This window comes from Actinomyces sp. Z5, assembly GCF_003287795.1.
In the GTDB taxonomy this organism is placed as follows: Bacteria; Actinomycetota; Actinomycetes; order Actinomycetales; family Actinomycetaceae; genus Actinomyces; species Actinomyces glycerinitolerans.
The window spans coordinates 53,955-77,087 of record NZ_QMIN01000115.1 but is presented as its reverse complement, the minus strand read 5'-3'; the positions used below and the strand labels follow the sequence as shown (position 1 = coordinate 77,087).

General features: G+C 63.6%; 18 protein-coding genes and 1 pseudogene. 15 read left to right on the top strand and 4 right to left on the bottom strand.

The genetic code is table 11. The features are described 5' to 3' along the window. The first annotated feature begins 73 nt into the window (after positions 1-73). The 5 genes from DRB06_RS15625 (at position 74) to DRB06_RS15605 (ending at position 4,539) form a co-directional block, all read left to right on the top strand. Positions 74-745 carry a class II aldolase/adducin family protein gene (locus DRB06_RS15625; RefSeq protein ID WP_073329927.1) on the top strand — a complete coding sequence of 224 codons (672 nt, stop codon included), beginning with the start codon at positions 74-76 and terminating at the stop codon, positions 743-745. A 29-nt stretch (positions 746-774) separates the two neighbouring features. Next, complete coding sequence (locus tag DRB06_RS15620) at positions 775-1,782, top strand: dihydroxyacetone kinase subunit DhaK (protein WP_073329922.1); 1,008 nt, start codon at positions 775-777, stop codon at positions 1,780-1,782. Between the two features lie 8 nt (positions 1,783-1,790). Next, positions 1,791-2,429 (top strand): dihydroxyacetone kinase subunit L, encoded by a 639-nt coding sequence (locus tag DRB06_RS15615; protein WP_181574801.1) that lies wholly within the window; start codon positions 1,791-1,793, stop codon positions 2,427-2,429. A gap of 75 nt (positions 2,430-2,504) precedes the next feature. Continuing rightward, entirely contained in the window at positions 2,505-3,563 is a 1,059-nt protein-coding gene (locus DRB06_RS15610; protein WP_108965936.1) for an aldo/keto reductase, read from the top strand. Positions 3,564-3,588: 25 nt separating this feature from the next. Beyond that, positions 3,589-4,539 (top strand): helix-turn-helix domain-containing protein, encoded by a 951-nt coding sequence (locus DRB06_RS15605; protein ID WP_083565737.1) that lies wholly within the window; start codon positions 3,589-3,591, stop codon positions 4,537-4,539. Between the two features lie 124 nt (positions 4,540-4,663). On the opposite strand, the gene DRB06_RS15600 is transcribed toward DRB06_RS15605, so the two are convergent. Further along, entirely contained in the window at positions 4,664-5,620 is a 957-nt protein-coding gene (locus DRB06_RS15600) for a sugar-binding transcriptional regulator (protein ID WP_111820447.1), read from the bottom strand. A 342-nt stretch (positions 5,621-5,962) separates the two neighbouring features. On the opposite strand from DRB06_RS15600, the gene DRB06_RS15595 reads away from it, so the two are divergent. The 5 genes from DRB06_RS15595 to yicI all read left to right on the top strand — a co-directional run bounded on the left by DRB06_RS15595 (position 5,963) and on the right by yicI (position 12,651). After that, positions 5,963-7,027: a LacI family DNA-binding transcriptional regulator gene (locus tag DRB06_RS15595; RefSeq protein ID WP_181575290.1), complete on the top strand. Its 1,065-nt coding sequence runs from the start codon at positions 5,963-5,965 to the stop codon at positions 7,025-7,027. 100 nt (positions 7,028-7,127) lie between these two features. Then, positions 7,128-8,444, top strand: coding sequence for an ABC transporter substrate-binding protein (locus tag DRB06_RS15590; RefSeq protein ID WP_111820445.1), 1,317 nt, complete (start codon positions 7,128-7,130; stop codon positions 8,442-8,444). Positions 8,445-8,446: 2 nt separating this feature from the next. Beyond that, positions 8,447-9,379 carry a carbohydrate ABC transporter permease gene (locus tag DRB06_RS15585; RefSeq protein ID WP_258522302.1) on the top strand — a complete coding sequence of 311 codons (933 nt, stop codon included), beginning with the start codon at positions 8,447-8,449 and terminating at the stop codon, positions 9,377-9,379. Position 9,380: 1 nt separating this feature from the next. Continuing rightward, complete coding sequence (locus DRB06_RS15580; RefSeq protein ID WP_111820443.1) at positions 9,381-10,313, top strand: carbohydrate ABC transporter permease; 933 nt, start codon at positions 9,381-9,383, stop codon at positions 10,311-10,313. Between the two features lie 28 nt (positions 10,314-10,341). Beyond that, positions 10,342-12,651 carry an alpha-xylosidase gene (gene yicI / locus DRB06_RS15575; protein WP_111820442.1) on the top strand — a complete coding sequence of 770 codons (2,310 nt, stop codon included), beginning with the start codon at positions 10,342-10,344 and terminating at the stop codon, positions 12,649-12,651. A gap of 378 nt (positions 12,652-13,029) precedes the next feature. On the opposite strand, the gene DRB06_RS15570 is transcribed toward yicI, so the two are convergent. Together DRB06_RS15570 and DRB06_RS16780 are read right to left on the bottom strand one after the other, a co-directional pair. After that, on the bottom strand, positions 13,030-13,827 hold the full coding sequence (locus DRB06_RS15570) for a substrate-binding domain-containing protein (protein WP_234416183.1): 798 nt from the start codon (positions 13,825-13,827) through the stop codon (positions 13,030-13,032). 63 nt (positions 13,828-13,890) lie between these two features. Next, positions 13,891-14,013, bottom strand: a pseudogene (locus DRB06_RS16780) (LacI family DNA-binding transcriptional regulator); the annotation flags it as partial. 257 nt (positions 14,014-14,270) lie between these two features. On the opposite strand from DRB06_RS16780, the gene DRB06_RS15565 reads away from it, so the two are divergent. The 5 genes from DRB06_RS15565 (at position 14,271) to DRB06_RS15545 (ending at position 22,568) form a co-directional block, all read left to right on the top strand. Beyond that, positions 14,271-15,578 carry an ABC transporter substrate-binding protein gene (locus tag DRB06_RS15565; protein WP_258522301.1) on the top strand — a complete coding sequence of 436 codons (1,308 nt, stop codon included), beginning with the start codon at positions 14,271-14,273 and terminating at the stop codon, positions 15,576-15,578. Positions 15,579-15,693: 115 nt separating this feature from the next. Further along, positions 15,694-16,638: a carbohydrate ABC transporter permease gene (locus DRB06_RS15560; protein ID WP_111820441.1), complete on the top strand. Its 945-nt coding sequence runs from the start codon at positions 15,694-15,696 to the stop codon at positions 16,636-16,638. Further along, positions 16,631-17,443 carry a carbohydrate ABC transporter permease gene (locus DRB06_RS15555; RefSeq protein WP_108965951.1) on the top strand — a complete coding sequence of 271 codons (813 nt, stop codon included), beginning with the start codon at positions 16,631-16,633 and terminating at the stop codon, positions 17,441-17,443. Before DRB06_RS15560 ends, DRB06_RS15555 begins: the two co-directional genes overlap by 8 nt. Continuing rightward, on the top strand, positions 17,440-20,508 hold the full coding sequence (locus DRB06_RS15550; protein ID WP_111820440.1) for a glycoside hydrolase family 2 TIM barrel-domain containing protein: 3,069 nt from the start codon (positions 17,440-17,442) through the stop codon (positions 20,506-20,508). The genes DRB06_RS15555 and DRB06_RS15550 overlap by 4 nt, the downstream gene beginning before the upstream one ends. Beyond that, complete coding sequence (locus tag DRB06_RS15545) at positions 20,508-22,568, top strand: beta-galactosidase (protein ID WP_111820439.1); 2,061 nt, start codon at positions 20,508-20,510, stop codon at positions 22,566-22,568. Before DRB06_RS15550 ends, DRB06_RS15545 begins: the two co-directional genes overlap by 1 nt. Before the next feature lie 104 nt (positions 22,569-22,672). Here the strand turns inward: DRB06_RS15545 and DRB06_RS16305 are convergent, their stop codons facing one another. Continuing rightward, positions 22,673-22,873, bottom strand: a complete 201-nt coding sequence (locus DRB06_RS16305) for a hypothetical protein (RefSeq protein WP_108965956.1) — start codon at positions 22,871-22,873, stop codon at positions 22,673-22,675. Positions 22,874-23,133: the final 260 nt, after the last annotated feature.

The window sequence follows — 23,133 nt, the reverse complement described above, 5'->3', positions numbered from 1 at the left end:
GGTCCCCCCCGCCGTCGTCACGGCCCCGATGAACACCAAAGAATCCACTGAAACCAGAAAGTAGGACATACCCATGCTTGAAACCCTGAAGAAGGAACTATGCGAGATCGCCAAGCGGGCGCAGCACGACGGGCTGTGCAAGCACAAGTCCGGCAACTTCTCCATCCGAGACTCCGAGACCGGTCTGCTGGTCGCCTCGCCCACCAGCCTGGACCGCGATTTGATGACCCCGCGTGACGTGGTGGTCATGGACCTCGATGCCCACGTCGTCGAGAACGAGTCCGGCCTGCGACCGACCAGTGAGGTGCTCATGCACCTGGAGATATACAAGGAGCGTCCTGAGGTGGCCGCCATTGTGCACACGCACTCGGTCTACGCCACCTCGTTCGCGCTGCTGAACAAGCCGATCCCCGCCATTGTCTACGAGGTCGCCAACCTGGGACTGAGCCGGGCGCGCATCCCCGTGGCCCCATACGGCCGCCCCGGCACGCCCGAGCTGGCCGCCTCGGTGCGTCAGGCGGTGCGCGAGGCGGACTGCGTGCTGCTGGAGAAGCACGGCACCGTCGCCGTCGACTCCCGCAATCTCTACGAGGCCTACCTCAAGGCCGCATACATCGAGGAACTCGCCGAACTCTACCACCACGCGCTCACGGCGAACCGCGGCGTCGAGCCCGAGCCCTTCGCCACCGAAGAACTCCAGAAGTGGGCGTATCCGTCGGAGATCACCTTCCCCAACCAGCACTGAACCGACCTGTAGAACTCTGGGAGAGAACGATGAAGAAGATTCTCAACAGTGCGGACACCTTCGTCCGCGACACGATGGAGGGCATCGAAGCGGCATACGGCGACCGCGTGGGTCTGCTCGACGGCGACTTCCGAGTGCTCGTCTCACGCTACCCGGCACCGGAGGGCAAGGTAGGCATTGTTACGGCCGGGGGCAGCGGCCACCTGCCTCTGTTCCTCGGCTACGTCGGGCAGGGAATGCTTGACGGATGCGCCGTCGGCGAGGTCTTCGCCTCACCGGCCGCCGAGAAGATGGCCGACATGATCCGCGCCTGTGACCGTGGCGCCGGCGTCCTGTGCCTGTACGGAAACTACAACGGCGATGTCTTCAATTTCCGTATGGCCTGCGAGGATGTCGAGTTCGACGACATCGAGACCCGCCAGCTGCTCGGTCGCGACGACGTCGCCAGTTCCCCGAAGGATCGCGCCGACAAGCGCCGGGGCGTGGCCGGGCTGGTCTACGCGTTCAAGATCGCCGGGGCGGCGGCCGAACGGATGATGACGCTTGACGAGGTCACCGCTGTCACGGCTCGTGCCCTGGACAACATCCGTACCATGGGCGTGGCGCTGTCCCCGTGCATTGTCCCCAAGGTCGGGCAACCGACCTTCACCATTGAGGAGGGGCAGATCGAGATCGGCATGGGCATCCACGGGGAGGCCGGCATCGAAGTGCGTCCCATGATGACCGCAGACGAGATCGCTCGCCTCATCCTTGAGACCATCGAGGCGGACATGCCGCTGAATGCCGGGGACGAGGTTTCGGTGATGATCAACGGTCTGGGCGGCACCCCGCTGGAGGAACAGCTCATCGTGTACCGCTCCGTGCACGCGCGGCTGGCCGAACGCGGAGTCGCGGTGGTGATGCCGCATGTGGGCGAGTTCGCCACGTCGATGGAGATGGCCGGTCTGTCGGTGTCAGTTTTCAAGCTCGACGCAGAACTGAAGGAATTGCTGCGCGCTCCGGCCGCCACGCCCTTCTACACCAACGCGAACAAGTGAGGGTCAAAATGCTGAACCGTGAATCACTTGCGGCAATCGTCGGTGAAATCAGCGCCCTGATGGCCGAGAATCGTGACTATCTGGTCTCCCTGGATCAGGTTAACGGAGATGGTGATCTGGGCATCTCCATGGATGACGGCTTCAAGGCGCTCGCCGAATACCTTGCCACCCAGGAACAGGCCGATCTCGGACAGCTACTGCGCGGGGCGGCCAAGGCGTTCAACAGTGCGGCGCCGTCGTCATTGGGAACCATCCTCAGCTTCGGGATGATGGGTATGGCGCGGACGCTGCGCGGAAAGACTGAGGCCAACGTTGTTACCGCCGCGCAGGCCGTGCAGGCGGGCGTGGAGGCCATTATGGAAAAGGCCGAGTCAAAGCCGGGGGAGAAAACCATCCTGGATGCGCTCGCGCCCGGGGCGACGGCCCTCGTGGAGGGCGCCGGCGCCGTCGACGGGGGCGGAGCCGCGTTGACGGAGCTTTTGCGACGCGCTGCCGAGGCGGCCGCCCAGGGTTCGGAGTCCACCCGGGAGATGGAGGCCGTGCACGGACGCGCCGCCTACTCAGCTTCCCGCAGCATCGGGGTGCTCGACGGCGGCTCCGTCGTCGGCCGCCTCATCTTCGAGGGGCTGGCCGCCTGGGCGGTCTGAGGACCGCGGATCTGCGGGGGCGGGAGGCACAGAAAGCCCTTCCGTCCCCGCAGATCGGCTCGTATCGTATGTGTCATGGAATACAGACAGCTGGGCAAAAGCGGCCTACGGGTCTCGACCATCACCTTGGGCACCATGGGCTTTGGTGGTACCGGGTTTGCGCGTACCGTGGGGCAGATTGATGTGGACGGAGCGCGTCGGCAAATCGACATAGCGCGCGACGCCGGAGTGAACCTCTTCGACACCGCCGACATGTACTCCGCCGGACTTTCCGAGGAGATCCTCGGCAGGGCGCTCGGCGCGGAGCGCGACGACGTCCTGATCGCCACCAAGGTGCGGATGCCCATGGGGGAGGGCCCCAATGACGCCGGCCTGTCCCGGCATCACATCATGCGCAGTGTGGAGGCGAGCCTGCGCCGCCTGGGCACTGACCACATCGACCTCTACCAGGTGCACGAGTGGGACGGGGTCACGCCCCTGGAGGAGACGCTTACCGCTCTGGACGATCTGGTACACGCGGGCAAGGTGCGCTACATCGGCTGCTCCAACTATGCGGCCTGGCACATGATGAAGTCCCTGTGGACCGCCGACCGTCACGGCCTGACCCCGTTCGTCAGCAACCAGGTGCACTACTCCGTGCAGACCCGGGATATCGAGCATGAGATCGTGCCCGCCGCGGTGGACCAGGGCATAGGCATCCTGGTGTGGAGCCCGCTGGCCGGCGGGCTGTTGACCGGCAAGTACCGTCGCGGAGTCGACGCGCCCGCCGGCAGCCGCCACGTTGAGGGATGGAATGAGCCGCCGGTGTATGACGTCGAGGTCCTCTACGACATCGTCGAGGAACTCGTGGCGATCGCCGACGGGCACGGTGTCGCACCGAGTCAGGTGGCCCTTGCCTACGTCCTGGCCAAGCCGGCGGTCACCTCGGTGATCGTAGGGGCGCGCAATGAGCAACAGTTGCAGCAGAACCTCGGTGCGGCTGACTTGGCGCTCACAGCTGAGGAGATGGAGCGGCTGGAACAGGTCAGCGCAACCGGGCTGCCCTACCCGTTCTGGCACCACCTGAACGCCGCGGACCGGTTGAGCCCGGCCGACCTGACGTTGTTGGCTCGGCACCTGCGGGATCGCGGCTGAAGGTACTGCTCTACGCTGAGGCACTATGCCCGTCTCGTTCACAGGCCTGCTTAGTGTCCTGCCGCTAAACGCCACCGCCCTCCCGCCGGCACCGCGCAGTCCGGTGCTACTGTTCGCCGTCCTCATTCAGCCGGTGGCGCTGCTGGTCGCCTATCTGGCCGGTCGCTTCGCCTCTCACCTGGTACGGCGTCGAGCCCAGATCTCTACCTCCACGGCCACCCTCACTGCCCTGATCGGCCTGTGGGCCGGGTTCGCCGGCGGCGCCTGGCTGTTCAACGAGGACTATCTGTGGGCGCCGCGGATGCTGGCCTCGGCCGTCGTAGTCGCGGTAATCGTCGTGGGAATAACCGCGCTGGTAATAACCCGCATCCAGCATGAGCCGCCGCTGGACCCGATCGCCGAGGTGGCCCGGCGGGGTGAGTCGGAACGGCTGGAGCTGAAGTCCTCCGCCCGCGTGAACATGCACACCGGCAAGCGCGACGATGCCATGGAAACGGTGGTGGCCAAGACCGTGGCCGCCTTTCTCAACTCCCGGGGAGGCACCCTGCTGCTGGGCGTCGACGACGACGGGCGCCTGATTGGCCTGGCCCCGGACTACGCCACTCTGCGCCAGCCCGACGCCGACCGCTTCGAGCTGTTCCTACGCAGCCTGTGGCGAGTGCGGCTGGGTACAAACGCCGCGGCGCTGCCGCGCCTGGACTTTGCGTCGGCCGCTGACGGGGCCGGCGAGGTGTGCCGGGTGACGGTGCCGCCTTCGCCCGTCCCCGTGTACCTCAAGGGCCCGAAGGGCAATGGTGGCACCGAACTATGGGTACGCGTCGGCAATTCCACGCAGCGGCTCGAAGTGGACGACGCCATCTCCTACGTCGCCCGTCGCTGGCCGCACGAGGTGCGCCCGAGCCTGCGCGCCCGCGTAGGTGCCTACCTGCTCTACCACCGTAAGCGCGCAGCGGTTCCACAGGTGGATACGGATTAGTGCGGTGATCGGTGAACATGCGCTGGCACCGATGGCTTGCGATGTGAGATGACTCAGTCCCGGCAACGCCCAACCGCATACTTGCTCTGATCCCTCCCGGCCCGGTACGCGGGTGGCCTCCGGTTCAGAGCATGTCGAGGATTGACAGGGCGGTCTGGTAGTCGGTGGCCAGCGCGCTCAGGATGCCGCCGCGCACTGCTCCGACAATCGCCTCCACCTTGTCCTCACCGCCGGCCGCCCCGATGACCAGTGGGATGCGCCGCAACTCATCCAGGGGCAGCGCCAGTGTGCGCGGGGTCAGCGGCGTGGGAACGGGATTGCCGTAGGCGTCGTAATGGTGATCGAGGATGTGTCCCACTGCGCCACCCGCGCGAATGGCCTCACGTACGTCCGGGGTGAGGTACTCGGCCAGGATGTTACCCGCGCCCTTCGCCTCCACTCCGGCCACGCCTGCGAGCGCCACGTCGGCGCGCGCAGCCAAAGCCAGCGTGGTGGCCACCTTCTCCTCGCGCATGAGCGGCCGCAACAGCGAGGGATCGTCCACGATCAATGGAACCGGCATGCGGGACACCTTGGCGCCAAGCTGGCTGGCAATGCGGGTGCAGATGGTTGGCGCGTCGCGGCCCCAGGAGGGCAGGCCGCCTGGAATCGAACCGAGTAGCTGAACGATTGTGCAGTCCACTCGCGGTATTTGCGGGATGCGCTGGGCGGCGGCCTGTATGGAGCGTCCGTTGCCGACGGCGACTACCTGCCCGTTCGCGACCGAGTCGACCAGCAGTTCGGCGGCGGCTTGTCCGACGGCGCCGATCACATCGGTCCCGTTGACCTCGGCGACCCGGACCGCCTTGAGTGGCAGTCTCTCGCGCAGGCGCTTCTCCACCGACAAGATGTGTTCGAGCGGGTGGGAGATGGTGACTTGCACGATCCCCTGTTCACGGGCGCGATTGAGTAGCCGCGAGACGCTAGGGCGTGAATAGCCGATCTCGCGGGCGATGTCCGCCTGGGTGAGGTGCTGCTCGTAGTACATGCGCGCCACCCTCAGCAGCAGTTCGACATCGCCCCGCGTGCTGTCCTGGCCCACGGCCCAATGCTAAGTCAGCCGACACGACTGCTGCAGATTCTCCCCAGCGGCGGCCGTGGAGGACGGGCGAGGTGGTGTTCCCGGGACCGCCGCAGGGGTGAAGTGCCAGACATCGAAATTTCGATCTTTTCGGCGTCGCGTTGACCCCGGCTGAGGGCGCGTTGCACACTATTCGAAGCGCTTCGACGAAACGCTTCGAACGTTGGAATGTCAGCGAGATCCGACGCGCGTAGTGGTTCGCGAGCACAGGTCGGGCAGTGGCCGGGGTGCTTCCGGTGCTGCCTGTGCGCGGCAAGGACAGCGCCGGGACGCGGATACGCCGATCGGATCGAGGAGGCAGGCATGGCGACCATGCAGGATGTGGCCCGACGGGCCAACGTTGCCGTGTCAACCGTCTCCTACACCCTTTCTGGTGCGCGTCCGGTGGCTCCGGAGACCGCCCGACGCGTCCGTGCTGCAATGGAGGAACTCAACTACCAGCCGAACGCCATGGCGCGCGGGCTCGCCAGCCACCGTTCCCACACCTTGGCCATGACCTTTCCGCGCTTCGACACCGCGATGGGTGAGACGGTCTTCGAGATCGTCCGTGGCGCTCAGCACGAGGCCGCCCGCCACGGCTACAGCCTTGCCGTCTGGCCGTTGGAGGAGACCGAGGCGGGCGCGGAGTTGGTGGCGCTGGTGCGGCAGGGCAAGGCCGACGGCGTGCTACTCGTCGAAGTGGAGGTGGACGATCCGCGAGTCGCCGCACTCAAACGTGCCCGGCTGCCGTTCGTCATGGTTGGACGCACCGCCGACCCTACTGGACTGGCATACGTAGATATCGACTTCGAGCACACCGTCGACGACGCCGTCGGCGAGCTGTATCGCCTCGGCCACCGCCGCATCGCCTTCATTGGACGTCCTGCGTCCCAGGCGGAGACGGGCTATGGGCCGGCGGTAAGGGGACGACAGGGATACCTGCGGGCGATGAACAACCGTGCGTTGGAGCCGCTCGCCTTCCACTGCGACGCCAGTCCCCAGGCGGGCCAGGCGCTTGCCCGCGAACTGGCCGCACTGGAGGAACCTCCCACCGGGGTGGTGGTCATGAATGACATGGCCGCCCTCGGACTGCTCGCCGGACTGCAGGCGCAAGGACTAAGGGTTCCCCGGGATATCTCCGTGGTCGGCGCGGTCTCCTCCCCGACGCTCGGTGCCATGACAACCCCCGCACTGACGACGACGCATGCGCCCGGCGAGCGCATGGGCGCCTTCGCCGCTCGCGCCCTGCTGGCCATCCTCGACGAGCACCTCGACCCGGCCGACTGCCACCAGCTGGTGACCTGCTCGGTGGTCGAGGGTGAGAGTCTCGGCCCCGCCCCGGGAGCCGACCTGGAAGGCAATCATCCGCGCGAGAAGAGCAGCAGCTGAATACAGCCCGCTGAAACCCACAATCTCCCGGCGCCCACCGGCGTCGGGCCCCATCACCACTCCCCAGCGGAGTGCCCGCACTCAATGAAGAGGAAACATCATGATGAAGCGCAGGAACTTCAACGCTCTCCTGGCCGCCGCGGCCGCCACCGGCCTGTTCGGCCCGGCACTGTCCGCTTGCGGCTCCTCCGGGTCATCCGGAGCGGGATCGGACACCTTCACCATCTGGGACTACGAGTCCGACGACTCCGCCATGGGACAGGCCTGGGCCCGTGCGATCGAGATCTTCAAGGAGCAGCACCCCGAGGTCACCGTCAAGATCGAGGATCAGACCTTCGAGCAGCTGCAGAAGAACGCCAAGATCGTGCTGACCGGTGACGATGTCCCGGACATCATGGAGTACAACAAGGGCAACTCCACCTCCGGACAGCTCGCCTCCCAGGGACTCATCGAACCGCTGACCGAGCAGGCGACCGAACGCGGCTGGGACGCCAAGCTCGCGGCCTCGCTGCAGACCACGGCCCGCTACAACGAGGACGGGCTCATGGGCGACGGCGACTGGTACGGGGTCCCCAACTACGGCGAGTACGTGTTCGTCTACTACAACCAGGACATGTTCGACGCCCAGGGGCTGAGCGTACCGACCACCCTGGAGGAGTTCGAGGCCGTATGTGACGCCTTCGTCGCCGCCGGGCAGATCCCGCTGGCCGAGGCCGGCTCGGAGTACCCCATGGGGCAGCTCTGGTACCAGTTGGTTCTCGCCCACGCCGACCGTTCCTTCGTCAACGCCTACCAGCTCTTCGAAGGCGACGTCGACTGGACCGCCGACCCGATCAAGGCCGGAACCGACAAGCTCGTGGAATGGATCGACAAGGGGTACGTCGCCGCCGACTCCGCCGGTCTGACTGCCGAGGACGCCGGCACCGCCTTCATCAACGGCAGCTATCCCATGTTCGTCTCCGGCTCCTGGTGGTTCGGGCGGATCGTCGGGGACATGGCCGACAAGAACTGGGACCAGTTCCTCTTCCCGGGCACGGACCTGTTCCCGGGCTCCTCCGGGAACCTGTGGGTGGTGCCGACCAATGCCAAGAACAAGGAACTCGCCTACGACTTCATCGACATCACCCTGTCCGATGAGGTCCAGGCGATCCTCGGCGAGAAGGGCGGGCTGCCGGTGAGTGGCGACCCCTCCACCATTGAGGACGAGAAGACCCGCACCATGACCGAGAACTTCGCTCAGATCAACGAGCAGGACGGCCTGGCCTTCTACCCGGACTGGCCGGTGGCGGGCTTCTACGACCAGGTCGTCTCCGCCATGCAGTCCCTCATCAACGGCTCCAAGACCGGTGACGAGGTCCTCGCCGACCTGCAGGCCGCCTATGACGAGGGCAAGGCCGATATGGGCATCGAGGACTGACCGTGCGCGCCCGAACCGAACGGCCCTCGCGCCGCAGATCGCGGAGCCTGGCCTACCTGCCCTACCTCATCCCGGGAGCGGTGTGCTTCACCGTCATCATTCTGGTACCGCTGGCTCTCAACGTCTGGTACTCGCTCAACAGCTGGAAGGGCGGCATGTCGCCGATGCGGTTCATCGGGCTGGACAATTATGCCCAGCTGCTGGATGACGCGAAGTTCTGGGCGTCCTTCCGCAACTCGTTGTCGATGATCGTGGCCATGGTCATCGTCCCGACGCTCATCGGGCTGGTGCTGGCCGCGGTCCTGTTCGACTACATCGGCAAGCACTTCGGGTCCCGTACCGCCGCGACGCTGCGCGCCATGTACTACCTGCCGCAGATCCTGCCTATCTCCGTGGCCGGGATCGTGTGGAACTGGATTCTCAACTCCCAGACGGGTGCGGTCAACACGATTCTGCGCGGCCTGGGTGTCGCCAGCCCGCCCAACTGGCTGGGTTCCACCTCGACGGCGTTGGGCTCGGTCATGTTCGTGCTCATCTGGATCCAGATCGGCTACCCGACCGTCATCTTCATGTCCGCCCTGCAGCGGGTGGACCCGGAGTTGTACGAGGCGGCCGAGCTCGACGGCGCGGGCTGGTTCGCGCGCTTCCGCGCCATCACGGTGCCGCAGATCCGGCCGGAGACCTTCGTGATCGTACTTACCTGCACGATTGCCGCACTGAAGGTGTTCGCCCCCATCTACGTGCTCACCCGTGGCGGGCCGGAGAGCTCCACCCTGGTGCCGAGCTACTACTCCTACCTGAACTTCTTCGACAAGTCGAAGGTCGGCTACGGCGCCGCCATCTCAACCGTGCTCACAATCGTCATTATCGTCATCGCCGGCGTCATCCAGGTCTTCCAGAACCGCAGCGCCCGGCGTGAGGAGGAGGGACGCTGACATGTCCGACACCGTCCTCAGCTCAGCATCTGTGGCCACTCGTGCGGCGGGCGCAACCAAACGCGCCCCGGCGCCGAAACCGGGCAAGGCCACTCGCAGGAAGGACCGCTTCCATCGGGGCGCCGGACGCTGGATCGTGCTCGCCGTCGTCGGCCTGTTCGCGCTGCTCATGGTGGCCCCGTTCCTGTTGATGGTCATCAACGCCTTCAAATCTCCGGCCGACTACTCCGGCGGCAGCCCGCTGTCCCTGCCGAAGCAGATCTACACCGACGGTCTGGCCTACTTCTGGCAGCGAGTCAACTTCCCCGTCAAGCTGTGGAACTCCATCTGGACCTCGGCGCTGGTAGCCGTGGCCGGCACGCTGCTTTCCCTGCTGAACGCCTATGCCATCGGCGTGGGTAGGGTGCGCGGGCGCGCCTGGATCGTGGCCGTGTTCATGATCGCCAACATGCTGCCGCAGGAGGGGCTGATCTACCCCCTGTTCACCATGGCGCAGAAGACCGGGCTCACGGACAACCCGTGGTCGATCGTCATCATCTTCACCGTCATCCAGTCCGCCTTCGGCACCTACCTGCTCTCCTCCGTGCTGGGCACCTTCCCACGCGCCCTACTGGAGGCGGCCGAGCTCGACGGCGCCAGCCGCTGGCAGATCCTGTGGCGGGTGGTCTACCCGATCGTCCGCCCCACCATGAGCGTGCTCGCGATCTTCTTCTTCATCTGGACCTGGAACGAGTTCTTCATTCCCCTGGTGATGCTCACCAGCAATGACAACCAGACCGTGCCTATCGCCCTGTCCAGCCTGCAGGGGGACCGCATGCTCGACGTGCCCACCCTCAACGCCGGTGCGCTTGTCTCACTGATCCCGACCTTCCTGTTCTTCTTGTTCTTCCAGCGCACCCTGACCCGCGGCGTCACCGCCGGCGCGGTTAAGTAGCGCAAGTAGATAAATCAAAGGACCCACTATGAAGTTCTCCAACGGCTATTGGCTCGATCGCCCCGGTTATACCGTGGAAAAGGCACGCGGCCTGCTGGATCTGTCCGTGGATGCCGGTAGCGTCGACGGCACCGGCAGTGCCACCAGCACTGTTCACGCCTACGCACCCGTCCGGACCGTTTCCAGCCGCGGCGACACGCTCAACGTGGGTCTGCTTTCGGCGACCTTCACCGCCGTCGCCGACGGCGTCATCAAGGTGGAGCTGGTCAACCACCGCGGCGTGCGCGACCGCGGGCCGCACTTCGCGGTAACCACGCCGGAGGGCTATCGGGGCGAGGCCGAGCAGGCGCCGGGCGCCGTCGTCCTGCGGGCGGGCGCACTGGCCGTGACCCTGCGGGAGGGGGAGGAGTGGACGGCGTCCTTCAGCTCAGCCGACCGCCTGCTGACGGCGAGTCTGCCGCGCGCCGTCGCTCACGTCGTCGGGCCGGATGGGACCGCTTACATACGCGAGCAACTCTCTCTGCGTCCGGGGGAGCGGGTCTACGGGCTGGGGGAGCGCTTCGGCGCCTTCACCAAGAACGGCCAGAGCGTGGACATCTGGAATGAGGACGGCGGTACCGCCTCCGAGCAGGCCTATAAGAACATCCCCCTGTATCTGACCAGTGCAGGCTACGGCGTGTTCGTCGCCGAGACCGGCGGGGTGTCCTTCGAGGTCGGCAGCGAGGTCAACACGCGGGTCCAGTTCTCGGTGGAGGGGGAGCGCCTGACCTACTACGTGATCGATGGGCCGACCCCGAAGGAGGTGCTGTGCCGCTACACGGCACTGACCGGCCGCGCTCCGATGCTGCCCACCTGGTCCTTCGGGCTGTGGTTGACCACGTCATTCACCACCGATTACGACGAGCAGACCGTCATGTCCTTCATCGACGGCATGGAGCAGCGGGACCTGCCGCTGAGCGTCTTCCACTTCGACTCCTTCTGGATGCGTGGCTTTCACTGGTGCGACTTCGTGTGGGACCCCGCGACCTTCCCCGACCCGGCCGGCATGCTGGAGCGCATCAAGGCCCGCGGCTTGCGCGTATGCGTGTGGATCAACCCCTATATCGCCCAGCGTTCGGCCCTGTTTGATGAGGGTGCCGCACGCGGCTACCTGGTGCGCACCACCGACGGTGATGTGTGGCAGACCGATCTGTGGCAGGCGGGCATGGCCCTGGTCGACTTCACCAACCCCGACGCCGTCGCCTGGTACCGGGAGAAACTCCAGGTGCTGCTGGACATGGGTGTGGACTGCTTCAAGACCGACTTCGGGGAGCGGATCCCGGTACGGGGCATCGCCTGGCATGACGGCTCCGACCCGGAGAAGATGCACAACTACTACACACAGCTGTACAACCGCACCGTCTTCGAACTGCTGCGCGAGCGGCGCGGCCAGGGGGAGGCGGTCCTGTTCGCCCGCTCGGCCACGGCGGGTGGACAGCAGTTCCCCGTGCACTGGGGCGGCGACAACGAGTCCACCTACGCCTCCATGGGGGAGACGCTGCGCGGCGGCTTGTCCCTGTGCGCCTCCGGCTTCGCCTATTGGAGCCACGACATCGGCGGTTTCGAGGGCACCCCGGACCCGGGCGTGTTCAAGCGCTGGCTGGCCTTCGGACTGTTGTCCTCCCATGCCCGGCTGCACGGCTCGAACTCGGTGCGCGTGCCCTGGGCCTTCGACGACGAGGCGGTCGAGGTGGCCCGCCGGTTCATCCGCCTGCGCCTGTCGCTCATGCCCTACCTGTACCGGCTGGCGGAGCAGGCGCACGCCACGGGGGCGCCGATGATGCGGCCCATGTTCCTGGAGTTCCCCGACGACCCCGGGGCTCGGGACGTCGATACCCAGTACATGCTCGGGGAGGCTCTACTGGTGGCGCCCGTGATGGACGCCGACGGCGAGGCGGAGGTCTACCTTCCCGAAGGCACCTGGACCTCCTGGTGGGACGGACACACCGTCACCGGTCCGCGCTGGGTGCGCGAGCGCCACGACCTGGACACCCTGCCCCTGTACGTGCGGCAGGGGAGCGTACTGCCCGTGACGGGACGGGTGGAACGGCCGGAGGACGACTGGGCCGCCGACCTCACCGTGCGGTGCTTCGGCCTGGTCGACGGCGACGAGCGTGAGGTAGTGGTCCCTGCGCACGACGGCTATGCGGCGGTCGCCTTCCGAGTCGCCTGCCGAGACGGCGTGGTCACGGCACGGGCCGACGGCGCTCGCGGCCCATGGCAGCTGGAGGTCGGCGGGACGCGCGTGCGGGCGGACGGTAAAGAGACGGTTAGCCTGGCCCCGAGCTTGAGGATGTGACCGCTCGGGACAATAAGTACACCCTGCCAGTCGTTTCGATGTCCGAATCGTCAGAACCCGTGACAAACGTGTCCGTGGACGCGCACTACGCTTTGACAATCGTTGGAATCAAGCTGTTCTGCTGTATGGTCGCGAGGCGATCGACGACGCTTGTCATGGTCTTTGAGGTTGGGTGTTGAGAATGCGGAACGTACCTTGGCCCCTACCCGGGGTACCAGTATCGCACTGGCGTCGTACGGCCGTACCGCCCGACGCGACGGGCTGCGACGTGAGCGCGATGGTGGTACTCGGTGAAGTCAATTGCGCCTCGCGCGGGTGGGCCGCCACGAGCAGCTATGACAGTACGTGGGGTAGGTGGGCAGAGCATGAGTGAGCGACTCAGATGTGCGGAGGCGCCGTCGAGGAGCGCACGACGAGAGAGGTGGGGATTCGTATTGAGTCGGACGTGGTAGCCGCTCCCTCAATCTGGCGCAGCGCGAGACGAACGCACGCTCTGCCTAGGGCGTGGAAATCTTGGTGAACCGTCGTCAGCGGGGTGGGGAAACCCGTTCCGATCGGCAGGTCGTCGAAGCCAACCACCGAGAGATCGCCGGGAATATCACGGCCAAGCTCAGCAGCCGCCCGCGTGAGTCCCAGTGCTTCCTCGTCGTTGGCGCAGAAGACGGCGGTGACGGCCGGATCGCGGAGCAAAGAGAGCCCAGCATGATAACCGGAGGAAGCGGACCAATCACCGCCTAACGGCTCGGGAACGTTCCGTCCATTGTCCTCAAGCGCAACGCGCCAAGCTTGGGTGCGCGCCTTCGCCGCATAAGAGTAAACGGGGCCGGTCACGTGATGAACGGTGTCGTGTCCCAAGGACAGCAGGTGTTCGACGGCAAGCCTGGCGCCCTGCGCCTGGTCGGTGTCGACACTGGGGTAGCCGCCGGCGTCTCCGGAGGTCACAACAACAAGGCGATCGCTGGTGGGGACGACGAAGGTACCCTCGCACGGCGACGCCTCCATAACAAGGATGACCGCGTCAGTCGACATCTCCTCGAGTCGCACTACAGCACCTGAAACCGCCTCAGAGGTGCGCGGCCCGGAGGGCGCCAGTACGATCGAGTAGCCGACTTCAGACGCTGCTTCGGCAATGGCGGCCAGAATCCTCGACTGCCCTTCCGAGAAGAGGTCGAACATGACAACTCCGAGGCTTTGGAAGGTGCCACGTTTGAGCGCGCGGGCCGCGGCGTTCGGCCGATAACCCAGGTCAGCTATTGCCTTACACACTCGTTCTCGTGTGTGTTCCGTGACGGCAGCAGAACCGTTCGCGACTCTCGAAACCGTCTGCGGAGAGACTCTCGCCGCTCGGGCGACGTCTGCCATCGATGGGCGACGCGTGGATTGGGGCCGATGGGTCACCATGACAGGCCTCCTGTCCGATGCCGCTTGACACGTTGCTTCCCTGCTGCGATAGTAACCCACGCGACAATGGTTGCGTAACCATCTTCAGTCTACTGCCGCTGTCGCGCATACCCACACTGGGACCCGTGACTGCCGAGATGACGGTGACGCCGCGGGTCCTGCCATCGCCTCGATCTCCTTCCCCGGGGACGAGGTGCCGATCTCAAGGAGGAGATCCCATGCCCATGATGCTCACTCGTCGTTCTGCGCTGATTGGCGGTCTCGTGGCTGCCGGCACTGCTAGCCTCGCGGCCTGCGGGGGCGGTTCCGACTCGGACTCCGGATCCAAGTCGGACAGCACCACCCTCAAGGTCTGGTGCTGGGACCCGGCCTTCAACATCTACGCGATGCAGGAGGCCGAGAAGATCTATGCAGAGGACCATCCGGACTTTAAGCTAGAGATTACGGAGATGGCCTGGGATGACGTCCAGCAGAAGCTAACTACCCTGGCTCAGTCGCAGGACCTCGACCAGCTCCCAGACATCTTCCTCATGCAGAACATGGCAGGACAGAAGAATATCGTAAACTACCCGGACATATTCTCTGACTATGCCGACTCTGGGATCGACTTCAGCCAGTTCCCTGAGGCCGTCGTCAGCTACTCCAACTACGAGGATGTTCAGTACGGTCTTCCCTTCGACTCCGGCACCGCGATCGGGGCATGGCGCACGGACTTCCTCGAACAGGCAGGCTATACCATCGACGACCTAACTGACATTACATGGTCACGCTTCATCGAGATTGGCAAAGTCGTCAAGTCTCAGATAAACAAGCCAATGCTCTCGAGCCAGGCGGGGCAGTCGGACCTCATCATGATGATGAACCAGTCGGCGGGTTCCTCTCTGTTTACTGATGACGGAACGGTTCACATCAAGGACAACGACACGCTCAAGAAATGCGCCGAAATCTATAAACAGCTCGTCGACGAGGGCATCCTCATTGAGGTCAACTCGTGGGATGAGTATGTTGCTTCCTTCACCAGTGAGCAGGTTGTCGGCACGATCAACGGTGTGTGGATCTCGGGTTCGATCCAGACGGCGAGTGATCAGTCCGGCAAGTGGGCGGTCACGAACGTTCCGTCCGTCGATGGCGTCGATGGTGCTACAAACTACACGGCTAACGGTGGCTCATTCTGGGCGATTTCCTCGACGGGGAACTACGACCTGGCTGCGGACTTCTTAAAGTCTACTTTTGCGGGATCCACCGAGTTCTACGACAACATCTTGCCGTCGTCAGGTGCCATCGCGAACTGGATACCTGCCGGCGATTCCGACGTCTACAACCAGCCGGTCGAATTCTACGGCGGCCAGACGGTCTACGCTGACGTCGTCGACTTTGGGTCGAAGGTTCCGACGGTGACCACTGGCGTCTACTACTACGAGGGACGCGACGCTGTCTCTGCCGCTCTTACACAGATCGTCGGCGGTGCAAACGTCGACAATGCGCTGTCCGACGCCTCGGATACCACCGAGTTTGCTATGGACTGATAATCAGTGCTACCCATCCGGGGGTCAAGGCGCTGTTCCGCCCTGACCCCCGGAGCGCGCGACAGATATACGAGTAGGCGGGCGCGATCCGCTAATATGACGAAATGGATTGTCAATGACGACGGCGAATATTACCTCAAGAACGAGTTTAGGGAAGAAGAAGAAAGCCACGCGTCCTACGCGGTCCGAACGGCGGCGCAACCTTACGGGGTGGGTCTTCATCATCCCGGCTGCGCTCCTCATATGCGTAATGAGTTTCTGGCCGATGGTGCAGGCATTTCTACTGTCATTGCAGACTGGACGAGGGGCCAGGCTTAAATACGCTGATCCGTTGTGGATGAACTATGAGCGCTTGTTCCACGACGAGATTTTCCTCATGACGCTCAAGACTACTTTCATCTACCTCATCATCCAGGTCCCGATCATGCTTGGGACAGCACTACTGCTGTCCGTGCTGCTCAACGACCCGAATCTGAGATTCAAGGCGTTCTGGCGCACTGCGATATTCTTGCCGTGCGCTGTCTCGCTAGTCTCCTACTCACTTGTGTTCCGTACTCTCTTTGCCAACGATGGCTTCATCAATGACCTGCTCACAGGGTTGCATCTTATCGATAGCCCCGTCAACTGGCTCGGGCAGACGAGTACAGCACGCATGGTCATTATCCTCGGTCTGCTATGGCGCTGGACGGGATACAACATGGTCTTTTATCTGGCAGGTCTGCAAAACATCGATATGGCCACGCTTGAGGCTGCCAAGATCGATGGGGCTAATGCGTGGCAGACCTTCTGGCACGTGACGGTGCCCCAGCTCAAACCAATGATCGTTCTCACCGCGATCATGTCCATTAACGGAACGCTCCAGCTCTTCGATGAGTCTTGGAATCTCACGAGGGGAGGCCCCGCGTACACGTCAATGTCGATGTCGCACTACCTTTACGAGCTCTCCTTCCTTAAGAGCCCGAACTTCGGATACGCTTCAGCGTTGTCCTACGTCATTCTTGTTCTTGTAGCGGTTCTCGCGTTCATTCAGATGAAAGTTGGTGACAAACGTGATGCGTAGATCCTCACTACGTCGTGTTCCCGCCTATGTATTTTTGTCGGTCGTGGCGTTCTTGTCGCTGTTCCCGCTGTACTTCATGGTGGTATCGGCTACAAACAGTTCCAACGAGGTTCTCTCTTCCAAGATGACTTTCGGTGGCAGTCTTGCGAATAACTGGCATCGATTGCTCGAGCTGTCCGACCTGTACTCGGCCTTGGGATACTCGGCGGCTATAGCGCTGCTGACAACGCTCCTTGCGCTCGTGGTGTGCTCTATCGCTGGGTACGGTTTCGAGATCTATCACTCGAGGGGCAAGGATACGGTGATGGCGATATTGCTGTTGGCGATGATGATTCCCTTTGCGGCGACGATGATCCCTCTGTTCCAGCTGTTCGGAAAAGTGGGACTCGTGAACTCGTTATGGGCGGTCGTCTTGCCGACGGTCTCTACGCCTTTCCTTATTCTGCTATTTCGTCAGGCATCCCGATCTTTTCCTCATGAGATTATCGAGGCGGCGCGACTAGATGGTCTGAGCGAGGTGGCCATCTTCGTACGCATGTACATTCCGACAATGAAATCCACGTATGCGGCGGCTGCGGTTGTTACATTCATGAATGCTTGGAACAACTTCATGTGGCCGAAAATCATTCTTGTCGACGTTCAATACCAGACTATGCCGATGCTGGTGTCTAACCTCGCAAGTGGTTACGTGACTGACTACGGCGTTCTCATGCTCGCGGTCCTCATCGCCTCCCTGCCGGCGGTGATCGTCTTCCTGGTCCTTCAGAGGTCGTTTGCGAACGGAATTATGGGTGCGGTCAAATGAGTTTCGACATTGCTCGCCTTGCGGACCCGGCTTTCTTTTCCGAGAACACGCTTCCTGCTCACTCCGATCACTTGTGGTACGCGAGCCAGGCTGAGGTCGCCGCTGGTAAGTCGTCGTTCCAAGTTAGTCTGGACGGGGTGTGGAAGTTCTCGTACGCTAAGAACCCGGAGGTTGCCGTAGACGGATTCGAAGACCCGTCATACGATGTCATCGAGTGGGACGACATTCCGGTTCCCGCGCACATTCAGCTTCACGGTTATGACCGGCCGCAGTATGTCAACGTCCAGTATCCCTGGGACGGACACGAGCAGGTCGATCCGGGCCAGGTGCCCAGCCACTACAACCCCGTCGCTTCGTACGTACGCGGTTTCACGCTACCCCGGTCTCTGCCTGAGGGCGAGCGGTTGGTCCTGCGCTTGGAAGGCGCCGAGTCCGCTGTGGTTGTTTGGGTGAACGGCGAGTATGTCGGTTACAGCGAGGACTCGTTCACGCCTGCCGAGTTCGACATCACGGAGTACGTGCGCTGTGGTTCCAACAGGCTCGCGCTGAGGGTATTTAAATGGAGTTCCGGCTCTTGGATCGAGGACCAAGACTTCTTCCGATTCTCTGGGCTGTTCCGCTCCGTCTTGTTGCGACGCCTGCCGGCTGTCCATCTGGCCGACGTAAGAGTGGGAGTCGCGCTTTCCGACGATCTCGATTCCGCTGAGGTCACAGTAGGTACCCGTCTCGAAGGCAATGGTAGAGTGAGGGCCAGGTTGGACGGTGTCGGCGCGCTGGTCTGGGACGACGACGGTGTGGGGCACGTAACGGTGCGCAACCCGCATCTGTGGAGCGCTGAGGACCCGCACCTTTACGACCTCACGATTGAGGTGCTCGATGAGGGAGGAGACGTCCAAGAAATTGTCCCTCAACGTGTCGGACTGAGGCGTTTTGAGATCGAGGACGGTCTTCTACGGATCAACGGCGAACGCATTGTCTTCAAGGGCGTTAATCGGCACGAGTTTGGGGAGCAGGGCCGCGTGATGTCGCGCGAGCGTACCGAACTGGACATCGTCGCCCTGAAACGCGCGAATGTTAACGCCGTCCGTACGAGCCATTACCCGAATAACTCGTTCTTCTATGAGTTGTGTGACCAGTATGGCCTCTACGTCATTGACGAGGCCAATCTCGAGTCTCACGGCGTTTGGGACGAGATTCTCCGGCATGACAAGGGCGTCGCCGGCGTGGTTCCCGGCGATCAGCCGCAGTGGCGCGAAGCGGTCCTCGACCGAGTGCGATCAATGTACGAGCGCGACAAGAACCATCCGTCGATTGTAATGTGGTCGTGCGGCAACGAGTCCTTTGGCGGCGACAATATTGCCGATATGGCCGCATTCCTGCGTGCCCACGATCAACGTCCCGTCCACTACGAGGGCATCTGCTGGGACCCGCGTCGGCCGGACTCCTCGGACGTTGTGTCCCACATGTATACGCCTGCCGCGAGTATCGAAGAGATGCTCCGCAGTCACGGGGATAAACCCTTCATCTTGTGCGAGTTCGCTCACGCGATGGGCAACTCCTTCGGTGCGGTCGACCGTTACCTTGACCTCAGCGAACGGGAACCGCGCTTCCAAGGCGGTTTCATTTGGGACTTTGCAGACCAGGCGATCCGGCTGACGGCCCCCAACGGCGAGGAGTACTGGGCCTACGGCGGTGACAGCGATGAGTCGCCGCACGACGGCGACTTCTGCGGTAATGGGATTTTCTATGCTGATCACAGTCCATCGCCCAAGATCCAGGAGGTGCGCCACCTTTACCAGCCGTTGCGGACCCACGTCACTGAGCGCTGTGTGACGGTAACTAACCGTTTCCTGTTCACCCGCTCTTCGGCCTACGACTGCGTAGTCACGCTCGAGCGCGAAGGCGTCATGGTTGCCCGCTCCACCCTCGATACTGACGTCGCACCCGGAGCGGAGGAGACATACGCACTGCCGTTGTCTCTGCCTGACGGTGATGGCGGTACTGGCGGCGAGTACGTCATCGTGGTCTCCTTCCGCTACCGCGAGCCCACTCAGTGGGCGCAAGCCGGTGAAGAGGTTTCCTGGGACGAGTGCGTCGTCACCATCGCGCCTCCGACTACGGCCGATATACACGCGCCCGCGGTACCGCTCTTTGTCATTCCTGGAAACCGTGCCCAACGCCCCGAGCTCGTCCGCGGACGGCACAACGTCGGAGTACGCGGCGAGTCCTTCGAAGCCGTATTCTCCTTCCTGACGCCCGCGCTGACCTCTTACCGGTTCGGACGCACACAGGATGGAGGAACTGAGCTATTGCGTGCCCCCGTCACACCGTGTTTCTGGCACGCTCCGACGGCCAACGAGCGCGGATATGGCGGCCCCTTCGAGGAGGGCCAGTGGCATCTGGCGTCGAGGTACTCTCGTCCCAGCGCGAACGGTACGGAACCCGTCGTCGCTGAAGATGAAGACGCTGTCACCGTGTCATACACGTACGTCCTCGCAGGCATGGAGAACGGGCGCTGCGTTATGAGTTATCGGGTGCTCTCCGACGGCACTGTAGAGGTCACCGAGACCCTTGAGCCTGGCGAGGATCCGCCGTCGTTGCCTGAGCTGTCCGTCATCATGGAGCTCCCCGGAACGATGAACCGGCTGACGTTTTACGGCGAGGGGCCGGAGGAAACCTACATTGATCGTCGCGGCGGCGGTCGTTTGGGCGTGTACTCCAGTACCGTAGCCTCCCAGATGGCCGACTATCTCGTCCCTCAGGAGTGTGGATCGCATACCGGTGTCCGTTGGGCCATGGTTACCGACCGGCGCGGACGTGGGATGAAGGTGAGTGCACCGAATGGCTCACCGATCGAGTTCTCCGCTCTCCCATGGACCCCATTCGAGATTGAAAATGCTCGTCACAGCTTCGAGCTACCGGCCAGCGGCAGGACCGTCCTGCGGCCAGCGGTTATGCGTAGAGGACTCGGCGGAGATGACTCCTGGGGGGCACGCCCACACGCGGAGTATCTCCTGCCGTCCGGCAGGATTGAGCACCGTTTCTCCTTTACAGGGGTGCTGTGATGACGGCGTTCCCGCGGCGTCCCAGTAGGGACGACAGCGCGCTGCACTACGGAGCGGACTACAACCCGGAGCAGTGGCCGCGCGAGACCTGGCGCGAGGACATTGCACTTATGCAAGAGGCCGGAGTCACAGTCGTGACGCTCGCAGTGTTCTCCTGGGCGCGCATCCAACCCACCGAAGACACCTGGGACTTCACATGGCTCGACGAGATCATCGACATGCTGTCCAAGGCGGGCATCGATGTCGACCTGGCCACTTCGACGGCCTCCCCTCCGGCATGGTTGACGATGAAGCACCCCGAGGTCCTCCCGGTCACGTACGACGGGCACATTCTTTGGCAGGGCGGCAGACAGCACTGGCGGCCAACTTCACCGCTCTTCCGTCAGTACGCCCTCGAGGTCACACGTCGTCTGGCTGAGCGCTATGGACATAACCCGGCCGTCGTGGCCTGGCACGTCAACAACGAGCTCGGAGGCGCCAATGTCTTCGACTACTCGGATGACGCCGCCGCGGCATTCAGGGCGTGGCTGCGTGGACATTACGACGACCTCGAGGACCTCAACGCGGCCTGGGGCACAAGTTTCTGGTCCCAGCATTACGCGCGGTGGGAGGAGATTCTTCCACCGCGCCAGGCGGGCGCGCAGAACAACCCCGGTCAGGTGCTTGACTTCCAACGCTTCAGCGGTGATGCCTTGCGCGATCACCTGGCAGCCGAGACCGCGATCCTTCACGAGTTGTCACCGGGCGTCCCCGTGACCACGAACCTCATGCTGGCGGCGAACTATCAGAGCATCGACTACTCGGCATGGGCCCGCGACACAGATTTCATTTCCAACGACCACTACCTCCTGCCTGGCGAGGGAGGAATCGAGGAGCTGGCGTTCTCCGCCTCCGCCACGTCGGCGATCGCCGACGGCGAGCCTTGGTGGCTCATGGAGCACGCGACGAGCGCTGTGAACTGGCGCACGGTAAACCCGGCGAAGCGACCTGGACAGTTGCGCCGCGACTCGCTCACTCACCTCGGTCACGGCGCTGATGCCATCTGCTTCTTCCAGTGGCGGGCATCTGCGGCAGGCGGTGAGCGGTTCCACTCTGCTATGGTCCCTCACGCCGGTAGGCACTCCCGGGTGTTCCGCGAGGTGACCGCACTGGGCCGAGAACTGCGTTCTCTTCGCGAGGTCGCAGGGAGCCCTAGCCTGCCGGCGCGCTGCGCGCTCGTCTTCGATTATGAGACCTGGCTCCTCTTTCAAGGCGACTCTATGCCCGATAACCGTATCGAATATCGGGAAGAGCTCGTACGCTGGTACCGCGTGTTTGCCGATCTCGGGCTACGGGTAGACGTCGTGTGTCCGCAAAATGACCTGGCGCGTTACGACTTTCTTGCTGCTCCTCTGCTCCACCTAGTGCCGAGTACGCTTGCTGCCCGGCTGCGTGAGGCAGTGGAAAGCGGGACTCACCTCGTCACGACCTACTTCTCCGGTATCGCCGACGAGCACGCCAGGGTCTACCTTGGCGGCTACCCGGGTGCCCTGAGAGGCCTGCTCGGTGTGCGGGTGGACGAGATGCGTCCATTACTCGACGGTACGACCCTCATGGTCGATGGTGGTGGGACGATGGCAAACGGCTTGGCCGGCTCCTGGTGCGAGCCCGTTGAGATTGTCTCCCCTGAAGTCGAGGTGCTACGGACCTATAGCGATTGCCAGGACACGCTGAAAGCAGGATTGCAACCCGGTACTCCGGCTGTAACTCGTCGGACACTGGGGCGTGGGTCGGCCGCCTACGTCTCGACGAGGCTCGAGCACAGTGCACTGAGTGACCTGCTTGCCGAACTGATCGCTCGCGCCGGCATCACTGCGGACTTGCCCACGCCGCTCGCCGGCGAGGTCATCGCTTCGGTGCGCCGTGGTGACCAGGCGGATTACTGGACGCTTACCAATCGCGGGCGGGTTGACCTTGGGCCCGCGGACGATGTTGCGGCGCTACTGGGCGGCACCGTACTCGGCGGGGCGCATACTCTCGGGCTCGACGACGCCATCGTTGTGCGGGTGCCGCGTCGTTGACTCTGTGTGCGGAGATGCCCGAACTGCGAATGGGTTGGTCAGGCGTCCTGGGAAGAAAGCTGCGGCCTTGCTTGTGAAGGAACATAAGCCTGAGTCCTGGCAGTTTAGTGCCCTGGGTTTAGATTGTTGAGGATTTGCTGTGCGGTCAGGGTGGTCCGGGGTTGGTCGGTGGTGGTCTGCTCGCCGACGCCCGGCGCGTCGGCGTTGTCGATGATGCCGGTGCCGTCGGCGGTGGTGCCGTCGGTGATGGTGTCGTCTGGTGGTGGTGGGGTGTAGGCCTGTTCGTGCTCGATCGGGGTGTGCATGCCTATGGCGGAGTGAGGACGGGTGTTGCCCGACCAGTTGCACCCACTGGGCGGTAGCGAACACGGGCGTCCTCGGTGCCCTGCCAGGGGCCGTGGTCGTCGAGGTAATGGCGGCCCAAGGATCAATTCCGCCTTGTACAGGGAGTTCAGGGCCTCGGCCAGAGCGTTATCGTATGAGTCTCCCTCGGGTGCCCACCGCGGCCACAGCATCACAGTCCGAGCAGGGCCTGCCCGCACTCGGATTGCCCGGTACTCCTGAC

What these genes read in the sequence shown, in the direction of transcription:
- DRB06_RS15565 (WP_258522301.1), top strand. Translation starts at nt 14,271, where the DNA reads ATGCCCATGATGCTCACTCGTCGTTCTGCGCTGATTGGCGGTCTCGTG.
- DRB06_RS15620 (WP_073329922.1), top strand. Translation starts at nt 775, where the DNA reads ATGAAGAAGATTCTCAACAGTGCGGACACCTTCGTCCGCGACACGATG.
- DRB06_RS15560 (WP_111820441.1), top strand. Translation starts at nt 15,694, where the DNA reads ATGACGACGGCGAATATTACCTCAAGAACGAGTTTAGGGAAGAAGAAG.
- DRB06_RS15555 (WP_108965951.1), top strand. Translation starts at nt 16,631, where the DNA reads ATGCGTAGATCCTCACTACGTCGTGTTCCCGCCTATGTATTTTTGTCG.
- DRB06_RS15595 (WP_181575290.1), top strand. Translation starts at nt 5,963, where the DNA reads ATGGCGACCATGCAGGATGTGGCCCGACGGGCCAACGTTGCCGTGTCA.
- DRB06_RS16305 (WP_108965956.1), bottom strand. Translation starts at nt 22,873, where the DNA reads ATGCACACCCCGATCGAGCACGAACAGGCCTACACCCCACCACCACCA.
- DRB06_RS15625 (WP_073329927.1), top strand. Translation starts at nt 74, where the DNA reads ATGCTTGAAACCCTGAAGAAGGAACTATGCGAGATCGCCAAGCGGGCG.
- DRB06_RS15615 (WP_181574801.1), top strand. Translation starts at nt 1,791, where the DNA reads ATGCTGAACCGTGAATCACTTGCGGCAATCGTCGGTGAAATCAGCGCC.
- DRB06_RS15605 (WP_083565737.1), top strand. Translation starts at nt 3,589, where the DNA reads ATGCCCGTCTCGTTCACAGGCCTGCTTAGTGTCCTGCCGCTAAACGCC.
- DRB06_RS15545 (WP_111820439.1), top strand. Translation starts at nt 20,508, where the DNA reads ATGACGGCGTTCCCGCGGCGTCCCAGTAGGGACGACAGCGCGCTGCAC.
- DRB06_RS15580 (WP_111820443.1), top strand. Translation starts at nt 9,381, where the DNA reads ATGTCCGACACCGTCCTCAGCTCAGCATCTGTGGCCACTCGTGCGGCG.
- yicI (WP_111820442.1), top strand. Translation starts at nt 10,342, where the DNA reads ATGAAGTTCTCCAACGGCTATTGGCTCGATCGCCCCGGTTATACCGTG.
- DRB06_RS15570 (WP_234416183.1), bottom strand. Translation starts at nt 13,827, where the DNA reads ATGTTCGACCTCTTCTCGGAAGGGCAGTCGAGGATTCTGGCCGCCATT.
- DRB06_RS15550 (WP_111820440.1), top strand. Translation starts at nt 17,440, where the DNA reads ATGAGTTTCGACATTGCTCGCCTTGCGGACCCGGCTTTCTTTTCCGAG.
- DRB06_RS15610 (WP_108965936.1), top strand. Translation starts at nt 2,505, where the DNA reads ATGGAATACAGACAGCTGGGCAAAAGCGGCCTACGGGTCTCGACCATC.
- DRB06_RS15590 (WP_111820445.1), top strand. Translation starts at nt 7,128, where the DNA reads ATGATGAAGCGCAGGAACTTCAACGCTCTCCTGGCCGCCGCGGCCGCC.